This window comes from Pseudomonas sp. CM27 (genome assembly GCF_013179515.1).
Lineage (GTDB): Bacteria > Pseudomonadota > Gammaproteobacteria > Pseudomonadales > Pseudomonadaceae > Aquipseudomonas.
The window spans coordinates 1-14,831 of record NZ_JABMCN010000145.1 but is presented as its reverse complement, the minus strand read 5'-3'; the positions used below and the strand labels follow the sequence as shown (position 1 = coordinate 14,831).

Sequence of the window (14,831 nt, the reverse complement as noted above, 5' to 3'; positions counted from 1 at the left end):
AGCCACGACATCGGACGGATCCTCAAGCCCCCAGTGCGATTTCAGTGCAGGGCCGAAATATACCGGGCAAGCTTCACCGGCAGCCTTGTCGCAAACGGTGATGACGATATCAGGAGGGCAACCCTCGAACGCGTCATTGCCCTTGCTGCTCAGCCCATCCGTCGCGATGCCGGCATTCTGCAAGGTGGTCAGGCTGCGCGGCAACACCTGGCCTTTCGGAAAGCTGCCGGAACTGACGGCTTCAAATCCGTGAGGCGCCAGGTGATTGAACATGGCCTCGGAAAGGATACTGCGGCAGCTGTTGGCTGTGCACATGAACAGGACTCGCATGGGGGGCTCCTCCGCTTCGTGGCGGATGTCAGAGGCTAAGGCGCAATGCCAGGGCCGAAAGGGTGATCAACAGAACTGGCAGCGTCAGCAGGATGCCAACCTTGAAGTAGTACCCCCAGGTGATGCGCATGCCTTTGCGCTCCAGCACGTGCAGCCAGAGCAGCGTGGCGAGGCTGCCGATGGGGGTGATTTTGGGGCCGAGATCGCAGCCGATGACGTTGGCGTAGATCATCGCTTCACGCACCAGCCCTTGCGCCTCGCTGGCCTGAATCGACAAGGCGCCGACCAGCACGCTGGGCATGTTGTTCATGACCGAAGACAGCAATGCAGCGATCAACCCGGTGCCGATGGCGGCGCTCCACAGCCCTTGCTGCGCAAGGCGATCGAGCAGTTGGGTGAGCATATCGGTGAGACCGGCGTTCTTCAGCCCGTACACCACCAGGTACATGCCTAGAGAGAAGACCACCACCTGCCAGGGCGCTTCGCGCAGTACACGACGGGTTGAGATGCGATGCCCGCGAGCGGCGACGGCAAAGAGGATTGCCGCACAAGCTGCAGCTACCGCACTGATCGGAATACCCAGTGGTTCCAGGGCGAACAGGCCGATCAGCAATACCACCAGTACCCAGCCACCGACGTTGAAGGTCGCGCGGTCATGAATCGCCTCGCTCGGCGGCTTCAGGGCCGCGACTGTGTAATGCCTCGGGATATCACGGCGGAAGAACAGGAACAGCACCAGTAGGGTTGCGGCCACGCTGACGAAATTCACCGGCACCATCACCGAGGCGTATTCGCTGAAGCCGAGCCTGAAATAGTCGGCCGAGACGATGTTCACCAGATTGGAGACTACCAGCGGCAGGCTCGCCGTGTCGGCGATGAAGCCGGCGGCCATGACGAAGGCTAGCGTCGCGGCGGGCGAGAAACGTAGCGCAAGCAGCATCGACATGACGATGGGCGTGAGTATCAGCGCCGCACCATCGTTGGCGAACAGCGCTGACACCGCAGCACCGAGCAGCACGCAGAACGCGAACAATCGATAGCCACTGCCGTTTGCCCAGCGTGCCACGTGCAGCGCGGCCCACTCGAAGAACCCCGCCTCGTCCAGCAGCAGGCTGATGATGATGACGGCGATGAAGGTGGCGGTGGCGTTCCAGACAATGGCCCACACGGTCGGGATGTCATGCAGCGAAACGGCACCCGCCGCCAGGGCTATGAGGGCACCGAGCGCGGCACTCCAGCCAACGCCAAGCCCCTTCGGTTGCCAGATGACCAGGATGAGGGTGAAAACAAAGACGGCGATTGCGACCAGCATGAAGATCTCGCTCGATGTGGGTCAGCAGCAGGCAGCGTCACGGACGGGGCGGCCGTCCATGTTCTGCAACCGAAGCGAGTTGCCTGCCAGCCACTGTGAGTTGGCCTGCAAGGTCATCTGCAGCATTTCATGCACCCAGGCGGGAAGCTCCGGGTTAAGGCGGTAGTACACCCACTGCCCCTGGCGACGATCCAACAGCATGCCATTGCTGCGCAGCTGCGCGAGGTGGCGGCTTATCTTGGGTTGGCTGTCGTTCAGCGCGCACATCAGTTCGCAGACACACAGTTCACCGAGGCTGGCGATCAGCAGGGTGGCGCGAGCACGGGTCTCGTCGGATAGGCTCTTGAACACATCGGGCGGGGTAATCATGGCGGCACCAATACATATGGATAGCCGAATATACGGATTTACATATGTCATGTGCAAGGATTTCTAGAACAATCATCAAACCGTACAGGGCCAGATGCGTGAAAGCGTGGTGGACTCAGTCCACCGGGAGCAGCACCGTGGCGGCTAGCCCACCGCCAGCCCGGTTGTGCAAACGCACGTGGCCACCCAGCCGGTCGACGATGGTCGCTACGATGGACAGTCCAAGGCCTGCACCATTCGGGCTATTACGGCTGTAAAAACGCTCGAATACGCGCGACAGACTCGCTTCATCGATACCCGGCCCCTCGTCCTCGACGACCAGTTCGAAGTGATTGTCCAGGCGCCTGAGTGACACGGTGATCCGGCCAGCGGGCGGTGAGTGCTCCACCGCGTTGGACACCAGGTTCTGCAGGGCGATGCCCAGGGCGCCGGCATCGATCGCCAGGTGATGGTCGCCTTCACCGATGTCCAACGAGGGCTCAAGCCCGCGGTCCAATATCCACGGGGTCAGGTCAGCCAAGGTCTCGGTGACCACGGCGGCCAGGTCGACCTGTGTGCTCGCGCGCTGCCCCAACCTTGGCTCGACACGGGCGAGCGTAAGTAACTGGTTGACCACCCGGGTGAGCCGGTCGACCCCACCCATCAGAAAGCCCAGCGCCTTTTGCCGCTCGGCATCGCTGCTGGCCTCCAGCGCGTTTTGCGCATGCAGCCGCAGAACGGCCAGGGGTGTACGCATTTCGTGGGCGGCATCGGCAATGAACCGATGCTCACGCCGCAACAAGTCCTCGATCTGCGCCAGCAAGCGGTTGATGGCGGCCTGCATGGGCTCTAGCTCCGAGGGCAGCGGCACCAACTGCAGCGGCTCCAGCGAATCGGCGTGACGCCCACGGATGACGTTGGCCATGTTCTGCAACGGCCGCAATCCCCAGCCGATAGCGGCCCAAACCAGCAGTGCCAAGGCCAGGCTGCCGAGCAGAAACGGGAACAGGGTGTGCCGAACGATGCGGTCGATAAGGTCGTAGCGCACATCGTCGCGCTCGCCTACCCAGATCACCCAATGCCGTTCCGGTACCGGCAGCACAAAGCCGCGCCACTGCTTGCCACCACTGGATAAATCGTAAAACCCGGGGGCCGTCGGTGGAGGGTCGATGCTCGGCGCACTGGGTGTGTGCACTATCAGGCCAGCGCCGTCCTGCCAGACCTGGAAGGCCAACTTGCTCTCGTAGGGGTGGCCTACCCGATGGTGACCCGCCTGTGCCAATGCCACGTTGAATGCCTGGTACATCGCTTCACGCGAGCCACTTTGCACCGGCAGGCTCATGACGCCTTGCAGCAAGCGAGCGTTCTGGGCCAGGTGCGCGTCGTACACTTCGTTAATTTCATGACGGCTGTCGTGATAGTTATAGAGTGCCAGCAGGCCGGAACCCAGCAGCAGCAACAGCATCACCCGCCACAGGGTGCGCTGGCGCAGCGAGCTCATGCCTTGGCCTCGACCAGGTAACCAATGCCGCGCACCGTGCGAATGAGGCCGTTGAACAGCTTCTTGCGCAGGTGGTAGATGTTCACCTCCAACGTATTGCTCTCGGGCTCCTCATCCCAGCCATACAGCAACTGGGTCAGGCGTTCACGGGTGAAAACCTTGCCGGGTTGCGCCAGCAACTCATGCAGCAGCACGTACTCCTTCGGGGTCAGTACCACTTCAACGCCGTGGTAGTGAACCTGCTGGGTGGCCGGGTCGAGGCTGACCCCGGCATGTTCGATCAACACCTTGGCGCGCCCGGCGCTGCGGCGCAGCAAAGCCCTGAGGCGCGCCTTCAACTCGTTGAGGTCGAACGGCTTGACCAGATAGTCGTCGGCACCTGCGTCCAGGCCGGTGATGCGATCGTCGAGGGCATCCCGTGCGGTGAGGATCAGCACCGGCAGGCTGTCGCCGCCGGCGCGTACCCGCCGCAGCAGTTCAATGCCATCCATGCGGGGCAATCCCAGATCCAGGATCACCAGGTCGAAGGTCTCGTGCTGCAACGCATGCAAGCCACTGACACCGTCCCGCAACCAGTCGAGGGTATAGCCCTGCTGGCGCAAGCCGTCACAGATCCCTTCGCCCAGCGCGATGTCATCCTCAACCAGCAATAGCCGCATGTTCAGTCCTGTTTGTCCTTGATCGCCTTGAGTAAAGCATCGATATCGGCCCGGCGGCCCTGGTCAGCCAGCTCGCGCCCCGGCCGGGGCGGTGCCTGCAAAGCCTTTTGCAGGGCTGCGGTAGCCTCCGGGTAGCGCTTCTGCCGATACAGATGATCAGCCCAGAAATAGTTGCTGTCGATACCGTTGGGGTTGATCTGCAAGGCTTTGCGCAGCATCTTGTCGGCCATCTCGGTATCACCGAAACCAATCGGCCAGCCGGGCACTTGATCGTACAACGTGCCCAGGCTGGTATAGGCGGAGCCCTGCAGGGCGTTGGGGTCCAGCTTCATGGCCTGCTCCAGGCTTGCCCTCGCCGCCTTGACCTTGCCCAGTGCGCCAAGGCCACCGGTGGCGCCCGCCCAACTGCTGTTGATGATGCCATCCCAGATCAGTGGCTCAGCTGTGCCGGGGTATTGATGCACGAATGCAGCCGCGTCACCCGCCAGTTGTTCGAAGGCGTCGGCGCGCTTGTCCTTGGGTAACTGGTACTGGATCTGTGCCCAGCGCTGCTGCAGCTCGCTCAGGTGCTGCGTACCTGCCTGGTCCAATGCCCAGGTAACGGGGGCGAAGGCCAGCAAGCTGGCAATAAGCAGTCGCTTCATTTGATCGATTCCTTGGAGTGGCTACCGATGTAGCGGCGGATGACAGGCAGTTGTTTGCGCAGTGCTCGATCGACCACCCCCGGCAACATGCCGTTGATGCGCACGAAGAGCTTTTCCGGCCAGCCCAGGTACAGTTCGCTGCGTTCTGACTGCACCGCCTCGAGCACTGCACGGGCGACATCCGCCGGGTCGTCCATGCCGACCTTCAACGCCTGATTGAGCGCTGTTGCAGCGCTGCTGTTCATCGCCGTACGCGTCGCCCGGGGCGCTGCATAGAGCACATTCACCGCGGTATCGGCCAGCTCGCGGCGAAGCGCTTCCGAGAAGCCGCGCAGCGCGAACTTGCTGGCGCAGTAGGTGGCATAGCCGGGATAGCCGATCGAGCCATAGGTGGAGCCGACATTGACCACCAATGCCCTGGGCTGGGCGCGCAGCAACGGCAGGCAGGCGCGCGTCAGTTGCACAGGGGCCTTCAGGTTGATGTCCAGCAACTCGTCGAGTGCGTGCTCGTCCAGTTGGTCGAGCAAGGCGAAGCGGTTTACCCCGGCAGCGTTGATCAGCACATTTACGCCACCCATTTCGCGAGCCCGACCGACAACCTGCTCGCGCCCTTCCCGGGTACGCAGGTCGGCGGTCTGCCAACGCAGACGGTCCGGGTAACGGTTCATCAGGCCGGCCAGCTTGCCCATGTGCCGGCTGACCGCCAGCACCCGGGCACCCGCCGCGCACAGTTGTTCGGCCAGCTCCAGGCCGATGCCACCACTGGCACCGGTAAGAATTACCACGGACTCAGGCAAACGCATGGCGCACCTCGTGCTGCCCGGCGCGTGGCAGGCCTTGGAACATCTCGGTGTACAGACGGTAGACGATCCTGGCAGCGTGAATGACGGCTAGCTGGTCACTCTCATCATCGAGGCGGTCCATCAGCTGTTTATAGGTCACCATGTGGTCCTGGTCGAGCGCACCATGGGAGCTGAGGTAGCTGAAGGCCTGCTCAGGCAGGGCAAGCGTACTTTGGATAGCGCCCGCAGCCTGGGTAGCCAAGGCGATGCTGGTGCCTTCGAGCACATTGACCATGCCAAACAGCCCTACCGGGTTGCCACGGGCGATCAAGTCGTAAAGGTAGGCGACCATCAGCTCGATCGATTGCGCTGGCCGACCGTCACGTACGGCCTCCCAGTTGCCGCCGCAGGCCTTGATGTCGTTGAGGATCCACTGCTCGTGGCCGTACTCCTCCTCTATGTATTCGCACACGGCACCGCGCAGCCACTCCAGGCGCGACGGCAGACGCGCGCCACACGCCATCATCAGCGGGACGGTGTGGCGCACATGGTGATAGGCCTGGGTGAGGAAGGCGATGTAGCTGTCCAGGCTGACCTGGCCGACCAGCGCGTCCCGTATGACCGGCACGGCGAACAACGCGTGACGTTCCTGGGTAGTTTGTGTTTGCAGAGTGTCGAAAAAGGACATGGTCAACCTCACAGCGAAATGTCGGATAACAGGGTGTGATAGCGCTGCAGGATCGCCTCGCGTCGCGGGCGGCCGTTGGCAGTCAAGGTTTCGTCACGGTCGCTCAATGGCGCGGCAAGACGGCGCCAGGTATGCACCCGGGCGTAATCGGGCAATTGCGCGTTGCTGTTTTGTACGGCCTGTTCGATGGCCTCATCGCTGGCCGTGGGGTCCAGTGGCCAGAGCAGTGCCAGGTTGCGCGGCAGGCCTTCGCCATGCACGAACGCCTGGGCAATCACGCCGCCTTGGGTGAGCTCGGACTCTACCCATTCCGGGTTGACGTTACGCCCGAAACTGGTGATGAACTGGTGCTTCTTGCGTCCGTCCAGGTAGAGGTAACCCTCTTCGTCGAGGTGACCCAGGTCACCCGTTGCCCACCACTTGTCGCTGACAGGTGTGTCCCCCAGGTAGCCCAGCAAGGTCGAGCCGGCCACAAGCACCTCGCCATCACCCGAGATGCGCACCTGCACATGGGGCAACGGCTTGCCAACGCTGCCAGCGCGCACAGCCCCTGGGCGGTTCAGCGCCACCACCGAGGCGCACTCGGACAGCCCGTAACCCTCGAACACCGGCAAGCCCACCGCCTCGGCCCGGGCCAGCAGGCTGGGGGATACGCGAGCGCCACCCACCGCCACGAACCGCAGCGGACCCACACGCATGAGCCCGCGCTCGATGGCAGTGACCAACCCCATCAGCAACTGCGGCACAAGGATCAGGCTGTGCGCGCCACTGAGCGCAATTGCCGCCAGCAAGCGCGTGAAATCCACCTGGCTTGCCCCGCCCATGCCCAGCTGTTGCTGCGGGTAGAGCTGGACGCAGGCGCCCGCAATGAGCGCGGCGTAAACGCCCAGGTTCTCCAGCAAGACACCCAGCGGCAGTACCGCCAGGTAATGCTGCGGCTGGGCGGGCCGGCTGGCAGCCTCCAGTTCACGCGCCACCCGCAGCATGGTCTCAGCCCCCAGGCACACGCCTTTGGGTGCCCCGGTGCTGCCAGAGGTATAGGTGATCTTTGCCGTGCCCGCCGGCATCGCAATGGCGCCGTGCGCTCGCCTCCAGAAGTCCCCTGGCTGATGCTGGGCAAAGCCTTGCTCGAGTAGCTGAGCCGTCCATGGTTGTTGGCACAGAACAATCGTGGCACCACTCTGCCTCAGGCAATGTCGGAACTGAGCCGCGCTCAAGAACGACGGTACGATCACACAAGGGCGCTCGGCGAACAGTGCCGCCAGGTCCCAGAACAGCACTTCAGGCCCGTTATCCAGTACCACCACGAACGCGCCCGGTGGTTCACTCTGCAAACGGGCGATACGGGACTCAACCTCGTCGAGAAGCCCCCTGTAAGTGAAACGCTGAACCGGGCCCTGCACAGCTACATCATCAGGTCTGTGCTCGGCATGCTGGAGCAGTAAAGCCCGAAAGGCGCTCGGTTCATGCGGCATGACCGGCCTCCGGGGCCAAGCAGGGAAACCCAAGGCGTTGGAACACCCCCCCGCGGGTCAGGGCATCGAAGCCAACGCCGATGCTGCCGGCGAATACCTGAGGACGTTGATCGTAGTAGCTACCCCATTGGTCCATCTGGCCCTGTAGACGTTCTGGGTCGGCCGCGGCCAATACCGTGGGCATCAATCCCAGCCGCCGGAAACTGTTGATCAGCGTCGCCGCGCCTGTGAATGTGACCCACTCAAGACCGCGCATAGCTAACAGCCACGTCACGGCAATGATCATGATCCGCGCGCTGCCGGCGCTGAGTGACGCCAGGTTGCCCACCTCAACCATGCATGCTCGGTCCCGAGAAACGCCTGCAACCCGAGAGATGGCCGCCTCTATTGGCTCATCCAGATATCGCTCAAGGAACAGCGGACCTTCGCTCGCCGGTCGCATGCCGGCGGCGGCTATCAGTCGACCATGGCTGTCATGTAAGGCCAGCAGCTCTGGCAAGTAATGCTGCACATCTGCCTGATGCACGCTGGCAAAGCACTGGTGGATGAAATGCTGCAAGTCTTCACGTGCAGGATCACCTGCCACGTGGCGCGTCAGGTGAGCGTGATGGTCGGCATGGCTGCCGATGGGTAGCGGGAGCAGATTGCTCCAGTGAGGCTGGGTCATGAAATTCCCCCCGGTTTGGGTTCGACGGAGGGATTATCGGGATCGAATCTGAATGGAATCTGAAGTCGAACAGGCTATTTGTGACCATGGTACGGCGCTTGGAATGAACGCATTCCCCTGCAAGGGCTGCGCATTGGCTGAACGTCCGCCAAGGGTCGAAAGCTGCCGGTCACGCCCCTTGGCGGACATCTGTAACCGGGGCCGCGTCGCGGCCCATCGCCGGCAAGCGCGGCTCCCACAGGTACAGCGCATGCCTGAAGGCTGGCGATATTCCTGTGGGAGCCGGCTTGCCGGCGATGAGGCCGGTACTGACTACAGAGCTTTGGATCAGCTGTTGCAAATCAACCCGGCAGTGCCGCCAACACCGCACCCACCATGCGATTGAACGTAGCCGGCGAGTCCACGATGCGCGCGGGGGCGTTTGCCTCGCCGTCAGCACGCGTGGCGCGACGGCCCTGGTCGGCGGTGGCCGAGAGCTTGACGATCACCAGTTCGCGACGGGGGTTGATGTAGATTTTCTGCCCGAAGCGCCCGCTGGCCTCGACGGAACCTTCACCGTCATTTTTTTGGTACCAGTAATTGCGGTAGCCGTAGCCAGGGCGCCCAGGGCCGAGGCTGCCTTGGGCGAACACTGCCGGGTCCGCAGGCTGGAAAGTGCTGTGCACCGCCTGGTTGAAACTGTCGCCCTTGGCATCGCGGGCCAGTTCGCGGCGTACCAGTTCGGCAAAGCGGGCGGTGTCGCGCAAGTTGCAGCTGATGCCGCCGCTGGCCATTTCGGTACCGAGCGGGTCGACTTGCACATAGGCATCGTCCTCGGCGAAGCGTGACCACAAACGCTGCTCGACCAACTGCGCCCAGTTCAGCCCGGTGATACGCCGCAACGCCCAGGCCAGCGCTTCCGGCGATCCGTTCTGGTAGAAGAACGGCGCCTGGCCAGCGGGGTTCGGCGCCTGCAGTACCTGCCGCAGGAAGCTGTAGATATCCCCTGGCATGCCCTCGCCCCGCGGGATCAGGCCGGTGGCGGCAAACAGGCCGAGGTCCGGCGGCATCTGCGCGGGGTACTGCACCGCCACCTGCATATCCAGGTTGGCCTGCACCGTCGCCTCGCCAAACGGCGTGCCGCGCAGTTCCGGCACGTAATGCGCCAGCGTACGTTGCGGGTCGAGCGCACCTTCAGCGATCAGCTGTGCGGCGATCAGGCCGGTGACCGACTTGGTCATCGACGCCCAGATGTGGGGCTGACCGGGTTGGAAGCCGTCCATATAACGCTCGAACACCACCTTGCCCCGGTGGAGCACGATCAGCCCGTCGGTGCTGGTTTGCTGCAGGTAGCCGGCCAAGGTCAACGGCTGGTCGCCGGCGCTGAAGGCCAGTTGGTCAAGCGCCGCCGCGCGGCCTTCGGTCAACGCCAGCGGTGTGGCTGCGCGGCCGATACTCCGGGTGGGTGACACCTCGCGGGCGTGGCGCATCGACCAGCGCAAGTACGGTGGCTGAAAGGCGTTGGCCTGGTTGACCCGCAACTCCGGCGCCGGAGGGAACCCCTCCATCACACCTTGCCCGGTCGGTGCACCGACCGCCAGGGTTGGGGCCAGGGCACCGGCCAGCACCAGGGCGATACCCGTCAGGTTGGCGGATGAAGGGTGCATGCTGCGCTTGGACATGGTCGTGCTCCTTGGTTGCACTAGAAGTTGGCGCCCACGCTGAACGCCACATAATCGCGGTCGCCGCGGGTGCCGTAATCGCCGTCGAGGTAATCGGTATAGGCCAGGCTGGCCCAGTACTGGCTGGCCAGGCTGAGGTCCACGCCCACGCTGATCGAGCGCGAGCCTTCGTTGAAGCCCGAGCTGTCCGCCGGTGAGTAACCCTTGACGTCATGGGCCCAGGCCAGGCCTGGGCGAATGTCCAGGCCTTGGATCAGGTTGGGGTAGCTCCAGGTCGCGCGCAGGCGGTAGCCCCAGGAAAAGGGTGTGACAAAGCCCTCGTCGTTGCAGTCGCCCGGGCTTTTCGAGATCGCCAGGCACAGGCTGTTGTCGGCCAGCTCGCCGTTGCCATAGGCACCGGAGCGGCCATACCGCGGCCCGAAACGCCCCTCCAGCCCGCCGACATAGGTGGCGCCCACTTCGCCCATCAGCAGAAGCTGGTTAGCGCCCATGACCTGGCTGAACGCCTGCACGGCCGATATCTGGGCCTGGGTCACCTCCTTGCGCCGGTAACCGTCGAAGGGTGTGTTGTCTGTCGCAGGGCGCAGGCCGTCGGCGTTGAGCGGGCTGCGGCCAGGGGCATTGAGCAATGACTGCAGCAGATCGTTGCCGTTGAGCTGCACCGGCATGTTCGGCCGGTAGCTCAGTTCGCCCTGCACGGCGGCACCGTTGCGCAGGGTGGTGGCGAAGGTCAGGCCGTACAGGCGGATGTCTTCGGGGTATTGCGCCCGGTACTGCGAGGTGCCCATGCGCAGCGCGCCGGCCAGGGTCTGCCCGTTGCTGGACGCCAGAAAGGCACCGCAATTGGCCAGCGCCACACCGACGTTGCCGCACAGTTCACGGGCAAAGCCCGAATTGGCGTAATAGCGGCTGCTGACAGTATCCAGGTACGGCGAGCGGCTGTGGTAATTGGCGGCGAAAAGGCCAAACTCGGTATCCAGTGGTTCAACGTACCAGTGCAGCGAAAAACCCCATTGGCCACCGTTGCGTGCATCCTGGTCGGCGCCCCGAGGCACGCGCACGCCCTCCTCCGTCAGCGTCACACCAAACGGGGCCAGGGCCGGCGACACAGCCGGGTTGGTCACCATCTGCCCGCCGACATCCAGCCCCTGGCAGCCTTCGGGCATGAAGTCGTTGCCGGAAAAGAACGTTGCGCAGTTTTCCAGTCGGGTCTGCTCCCAGTCCAGCTGGTAGAAGGCATCGAAAGACAGCGCCTGGTTGAGGTTCTGCGTGACATACAGCAGGTTGACCGGCGCCAGGGCGTCTTTCACTTCCGAGCCTGGCCGGCGCAGCGCAGCCTGGTTGAAGGGGTTGATCACGTTCAGCCCGCCCTGGATGAACAGGCTTTCCCCCCAGTTGACCACCTGTTTGCCCACCCGCAGCGAACCGGGCTCACCGCCAATGTCGTAGAGGCCATAGGCGAACGCATCGAGCAGCTCCGCCCCGGCGGTTTTCGCCGAAACCTGGCGGTTGCGGTCGTCGATGTCGACGGCCCGCTGGCTGTGGTCGCGCTGCGCGGTGTCATACCAGTAGGTGCCACGCAGGAAGACACCCACGTTATCGCGGTGCAGCTCCAGGTCATGGGTGCCTTTGAACATCGCCGAAAACACATCGCCCGAGCGGTAGTTGCGCCGCGCGTCGTTGCCATTGGCAGCCTGCAACTCTGTTTGTCGGGGTTGGCAGTGCTGACGGCGGTACTCAATGACAGCGCCGAGTCGAAACGCCCTTGCAGCGAGCCAACGTTGAATTGAACGCCCGCAACCGGGGTGGCGAGCAGGCAGCACAGGGCCGCCAGCGGCGCCTGGCGCCGGCAGAATAGGAGGGTTGCGCTCACTCTTAACCTCTTGTTGTTTTATTAGAGAGGGAAATGATGGGTTCAGCGCGGACGCGCCGGCCGCCCAGGCCGGCGGTGTCGGTGACGAGCAGTATCAGGCAGGTTTGATTACGCTCACAAATAGCGTCTTCGGATCAATGCCATGCCGGTTCGTTATGGCTCCAAGGCGGTGCTTCAGAGCACTTCGAACAAGCCTGCCGCGCCCATCCCCCCGCCCACGCACATGCTCACCACCACGTAGCGAACCTTGCGCCGGCGGCCTTCGAGCAACGCATGCCCGACCATGCGCGCACCGCTCATGCCATAGGGGTGGCCGATGGCGATGGCGCCCCCGTTGACATTGAGCCGCGCCGGGTCGATGCCCAGGTGTTCGGCGCAATAGAGCACCTGGCAGGCGAATGCCTCGTTGATCTCCCACAAGCCGATGTCCTCGATCCGCAACGCGTGGCGCGCCAACAGGCGCGGTATCGCCAGCACCGGGCCGATGCCCATTTCCTCCGGGGCCAGGCCCACCACCGCCATGCCCCGGTACAGCCCCAGCGGCTGGCAGCCTGCGCGTGCCGCCCGGGCACCACTCATCAGCACACAGGCGCTGGCACCATCGGACAACTGGCTGGCATTGCCCGCAGTCACGCAGCCGCCCTCGATCACCGGTTGCAGTGCCTCAAGGTCCGCCAGCCGGGTGTGCGGGCGGTTACCTTCGTCCTGGCTCAGGTGCACGCGCTCGTGGGACTGGACGCCAGTGGCCTTGTCGACGACCTTGCGCTGCGCCGTGACTGCCACGATTTCATCAGCGAACAGCCCGGCCGCCTGCGCTGCCGCTGTGCGCTGCTGCGACAGCAAGGCGTAACGGTCCTGGGCGTGGCGGTCGATACCATAGCGTTTGGCGACGTGCTCGGCCGTGTGCAGCATGGGCATGTAGGCGTGCTCGCACAGGCGCCGCACCGTGGCGTCCTGGGCAGCATTGGCAGCCTGCATGTGCGCGTGCTGCACCAGGCTGATCTGCTCCTGCCCGGCCCCGACCACCACCTGCATGCCCTCGCCGCGGATCTGCTGAGCGCCGATGGCAATGGCCATCAGCCCTGAAGCGCATTGGCGGTCGATGGTCTGCCCGGCCACCGACTGCGGCAAGCCAGCCGCCAGGGCCGACAAGCGCGCCGGGTTGATGGCGGCGGTCCCGCTTTGCATGGCGGTGCCCAGCACCAGGTCCTCGACTTCGTCCGGTTCCACGCCGGCGCGCTCGACGGCGGCGCGGATGGCAATGGCGCTCATGCTGGGGGTGGTGAGGTCGTTGAACGCGCCGCGCCAAGCCTTGGCGATGGGCGTGCGCGCGGTGGATACGATGACGGCGTCTTGCATGAAACGGCTCTCCTTGGGCAGTTACACCGGCAGCAGGCTTTCGTAGGCGCTGCGCAATTTGGCGGGAATAGTGACCGGGCGGTTGTTCAGGCGATCGACGAACACATGAGTGAAACGGCCAGCGGCGCAGGCCTCGGGCTCGCCCTCGACGAACACGGCCAGGGCGTAGTGCACCGAACTGTTGCCCAACCGTTCGACGGCGATGCCCACCTCGATGCGTTGCGGGAAGGCGACGGCGGCGAAATAGTCGCAGGCAGACCCGGCCACGTAGGCCACCACCGGGTCGTGGTGGATATCAAGGCCGGCGTGCTCGATCAGCCAGGTATTCACGGCACTGTCGAAAAACCCGTAATAAACGACGTTGTTCACATGCCCATACAGGTCGTTGTCGTGCCAGCGCGTGGTGATCGGCTGGAAGTAGCGGTAGGCGCCGCGCAGCGGGCGTTCCCTGGCCATGTTCAAAACGCCGCCTGATAGAGGGCCAATGCGTCGTCGAGGGTGACCTTGCGCGGGTTGTTGACCAGCAACCGTTGCTGTTGCAGGGCATCCTCGGCCAGCAATGGCAGGCTGTGCCGCGGCACCCCGACATCTCGCAGCCGGCTGGGCAGGCCGCAGCGTGGCGCCAGCTGCTCCAGCTCATCGATGAACTGCTTACACAGATCATGCGGGTCGCCAGGCACCAGCCGATCGCCCAGCAGTGCCGGGGCCAGCGCGGCATAGTCGGCGAACGCTTCGCGACGGTTGAAGCGCATCACGTGGGGCAGCACCAGCGCATTGGCCAGCCCGTGCGGCACGTGGTAACGCGCACCCAACGGGTAGGCCAGCGCATGCACCGCCGCCACTGGCGCGTTGGCAAACGCCTGCCCGGCCAGGCAGGCGCCCAGCAGCATGGCCTGGCGCGCCGCCAGGTTGCCACCGTTGTGCACCGCCTGGTCGAGGTTGCCGGCCAGCAGCGCCAGCGCCTCACGGGCCAACAGGCTGGACAGCGGGTTGCGCTTGTACTGGCTGGTGGTGGCCTCGATGGCATGGACCATGGCATCGATCCCTGTAGCGGCGGTGATCGCCGGGGGCAGGCCCAGGGTGCGCTCGGCGTCGAGCAACGCCAGGTCGGGCAGCAACAGGGGGGAAATCACCGCCATCTTGGCCGCCTCGCCGGTGGTGACCACGGCCACGGGTGTGACCTCCGACCCCGTCCCGGCGGTGGTCGGCACCTGGATCAGCGGCAGGCGCTGGCCTTTGGCCTGGTCGATGCCGTAGACCGCCTCCAGGGTCTGATCACAGGCCGGGTGCGCCAGCAGCGCCACCAGCTTGGCGACATCCATGGAGCTGCCGCCACCGAAGCCGACGATCAGCTCGGCGCCGATATGCCGCGCCCGAGCGACGGCCGACAGCACGCAGGCATGGCTGGGGTCGGCGCTGACCTCGCTGAAGATCGCCACGCTCAGGCGGGCCTGGGTGAATCCTGGCAGCAAGTCATCGAGCATGCCCAGGTTGACGATACCCGGGTCGGTCACGATCAGCACGCGGCGCAC

At 64.3% G+C, this 14,831-nt stretch carries 14 protein-coding genes and 1 pseudogene; all 15 read right to left on the bottom strand.

The window, feature by feature from the left end; genetic code table 11:
* The coding region (locus tag HP547_RS18095; protein WP_172286999.1) for an arsenate reductase ArsC at positions 1-330 on the bottom strand (330 nt) is incomplete at its 3' end.
* Positions 331-358: 28 nt separating this feature from the next.
* Positions 359-1,642: an arsenic transporter gene (locus tag HP547_RS18090; protein WP_172286998.1), complete on the bottom strand. Its 1,284-nt coding sequence runs from the start codon at positions 1,640-1,642 to the stop codon at positions 359-361.
* Positions 1,643-1,663: 21 nt separating this feature from the next.
* Positions 1,664-2,011 carry a metalloregulator ArsR/SmtB family transcription factor gene (locus tag HP547_RS18085; RefSeq protein ID WP_172223164.1) on the bottom strand — a complete coding sequence of 116 codons (348 nt, stop codon included), beginning with the start codon at positions 2,009-2,011 and terminating at the stop codon, positions 1,664-1,666.
* Between the two features lie 115 nt (positions 2,012-2,126).
* Entirely contained in the window at positions 2,127-3,491 is a 1,365-nt protein-coding gene (locus HP547_RS18080) for an ATP-binding protein (protein ID WP_172223159.1), read from the bottom strand.
* Complete coding sequence (locus HP547_RS18075; RefSeq protein WP_172223155.1) at positions 3,488-4,150, bottom strand: response regulator; 663 nt, start codon at positions 4,148-4,150, stop codon at positions 3,488-3,490. Before HP547_RS18075 ends, HP547_RS18080 begins: the two co-directional genes overlap by 4 nt.
* A gap of 2 nt (positions 4,151-4,152) precedes the next feature.
* On the bottom strand, positions 4,153-4,794 hold the full coding sequence (locus HP547_RS18070) for a hypothetical protein (protein ID WP_172223151.1): 642 nt from the start codon (positions 4,792-4,794) through the stop codon (positions 4,153-4,155).
* Positions 4,791-5,597 carry an SDR family oxidoreductase gene (locus HP547_RS18065; RefSeq protein ID WP_172286997.1) on the bottom strand — a complete coding sequence of 269 codons (807 nt, stop codon included), beginning with the start codon at positions 5,595-5,597 and terminating at the stop codon, positions 4,791-4,793. The genes HP547_RS18070 and HP547_RS18065 overlap by 4 nt, the downstream gene beginning before the upstream one ends.
* A complete protein-coding gene (locus tag HP547_RS18060) occupies positions 5,584-6,264 on the bottom strand; it encodes a TenA family transcriptional regulator (protein WP_172223144.1) in 681 nt (226 codons plus the stop codon). Before HP547_RS18060 ends, HP547_RS18065 begins: the two co-directional genes overlap by 14 nt.
* A gap of 8 nt (positions 6,265-6,272) precedes the next feature.
* Positions 6,273-7,739: an AMP-binding protein gene (locus tag HP547_RS18055; protein ID WP_172286996.1), complete on the bottom strand. Its 1,467-nt coding sequence runs from the start codon at positions 7,737-7,739 to the stop codon at positions 6,273-6,275.
* Positions 7,729-8,406, bottom strand: a complete 678-nt coding sequence (locus HP547_RS18050) for a thermostable hemolysin (RefSeq protein ID WP_172286995.1) — start codon at positions 8,404-8,406, stop codon at positions 7,729-7,731. The genes HP547_RS18055 and HP547_RS18050 overlap by 11 nt, the downstream gene beginning before the upstream one ends.
* Before the next feature lie 341 nt (positions 8,407-8,747).
* Entirely contained in the window at positions 8,748-10,067 is a 1,320-nt protein-coding gene (locus HP547_RS18045) for a serine hydrolase (RefSeq protein ID WP_172221375.1), read from the bottom strand.
* Positions 10,068-10,087: 20 nt separating this feature from the next.
* Positions 10,088-11,940 (bottom strand): annotated as a pseudogene (locus tag HP547_RS18040) (DUF1302 domain-containing protein).
* Between the two features lie 174 nt (positions 11,941-12,114).
* Positions 12,115-13,299 (bottom strand): acetyl-CoA C-acyltransferase, encoded by a 1,185-nt coding sequence (locus tag HP547_RS18035; RefSeq protein WP_172221381.1) that lies wholly within the window; start codon positions 13,297-13,299, stop codon positions 12,115-12,117.
* 21 nt (positions 13,300-13,320) lie between these two features.
* Positions 13,321-13,755 (bottom strand): thioesterase family protein, encoded by a 435-nt coding sequence (locus tag HP547_RS18030; protein ID WP_172221384.1) that lies wholly within the window; start codon positions 13,753-13,755, stop codon positions 13,321-13,323.
* Between the two features lie 2 nt (positions 13,756-13,757).
* Positions 13,758-14,831: iron-containing alcohol dehydrogenase (locus HP547_RS18025; protein WP_172286993.1), on the bottom strand; the 1,074-nt coding region annotated here is incomplete at its 5' end.

What these genes read in the sequence shown, in the direction of transcription:
- HP547_RS18090 (WP_172286998.1), bottom strand. Translation starts at nt 1,642, where the DNA reads ATGCTGGTCGCAATCGCCGTCTTTGTTTTCACCCTCATCCTGGTCATC.
- HP547_RS18085 (WP_172223164.1), bottom strand. Translation starts at nt 2,011, where the DNA reads ATGATTACCCCGCCCGATGTGTTCAAGAGCCTATCCGACGAGACCCGT.
- HP547_RS18080 (WP_172223159.1), bottom strand. Translation starts at nt 3,491, where the DNA reads ATGAGCTCGCTGCGCCAGCGCACCCTGTGGCGGGTGATGCTGTTGCTG.
- HP547_RS18075 (WP_172223155.1), bottom strand. Translation starts at nt 4,150, where the DNA reads ATGCGGCTATTGCTGGTTGAGGATGACATCGCGCTGGGCGAAGGGATC.
- HP547_RS18070 (WP_172223151.1), bottom strand. Translation starts at nt 4,794, where the DNA reads ATGAAGCGACTGCTTATTGCCAGCTTGCTGGCCTTCGCCCCCGTTACC.
- HP547_RS18065 (WP_172286997.1), bottom strand. Translation starts at nt 5,597, where the DNA reads ATGCGTTTGCCTGAGTCCGTGGTAATTCTTACCGGTGCCAGTGGTGGC.
- HP547_RS18060 (WP_172223144.1), bottom strand. Translation starts at nt 6,264, where the DNA reads ATGTCCTTTTTCGACACTCTGCAAACACAAACTACCCAGGAACGTCAC.
- HP547_RS18055 (WP_172286996.1), bottom strand. Translation starts at nt 7,739, where the DNA reads ATGCCGCATGAACCGAGCGCCTTTCGGGCTTTACTGCTCCAGCATGCC.
- HP547_RS18050 (WP_172286995.1), bottom strand. Translation starts at nt 8,406, where the DNA reads ATGACCCAGCCTCACTGGAGCAATCTGCTCCCGCTACCCATCGGCAGC.
- HP547_RS18045 (WP_172221375.1), bottom strand. Translation starts at nt 10,067, where the DNA reads ATGTCCAAGCGCAGCATGCACCCTTCATCCGCCAACCTGACGGGTATC.
- HP547_RS18035 (WP_172221381.1), bottom strand. Translation starts at nt 13,299, where the DNA reads ATGCAAGACGCCGTCATCGTATCCACCGCGCGCACGCCCATCGCCAAG.
- HP547_RS18030 (WP_172221384.1), bottom strand. Translation starts at nt 13,755, where the DNA reads ATGGCCAGGGAACGCCCGCTGCGCGGCGCCTACCGCTACTTCCAGCCG.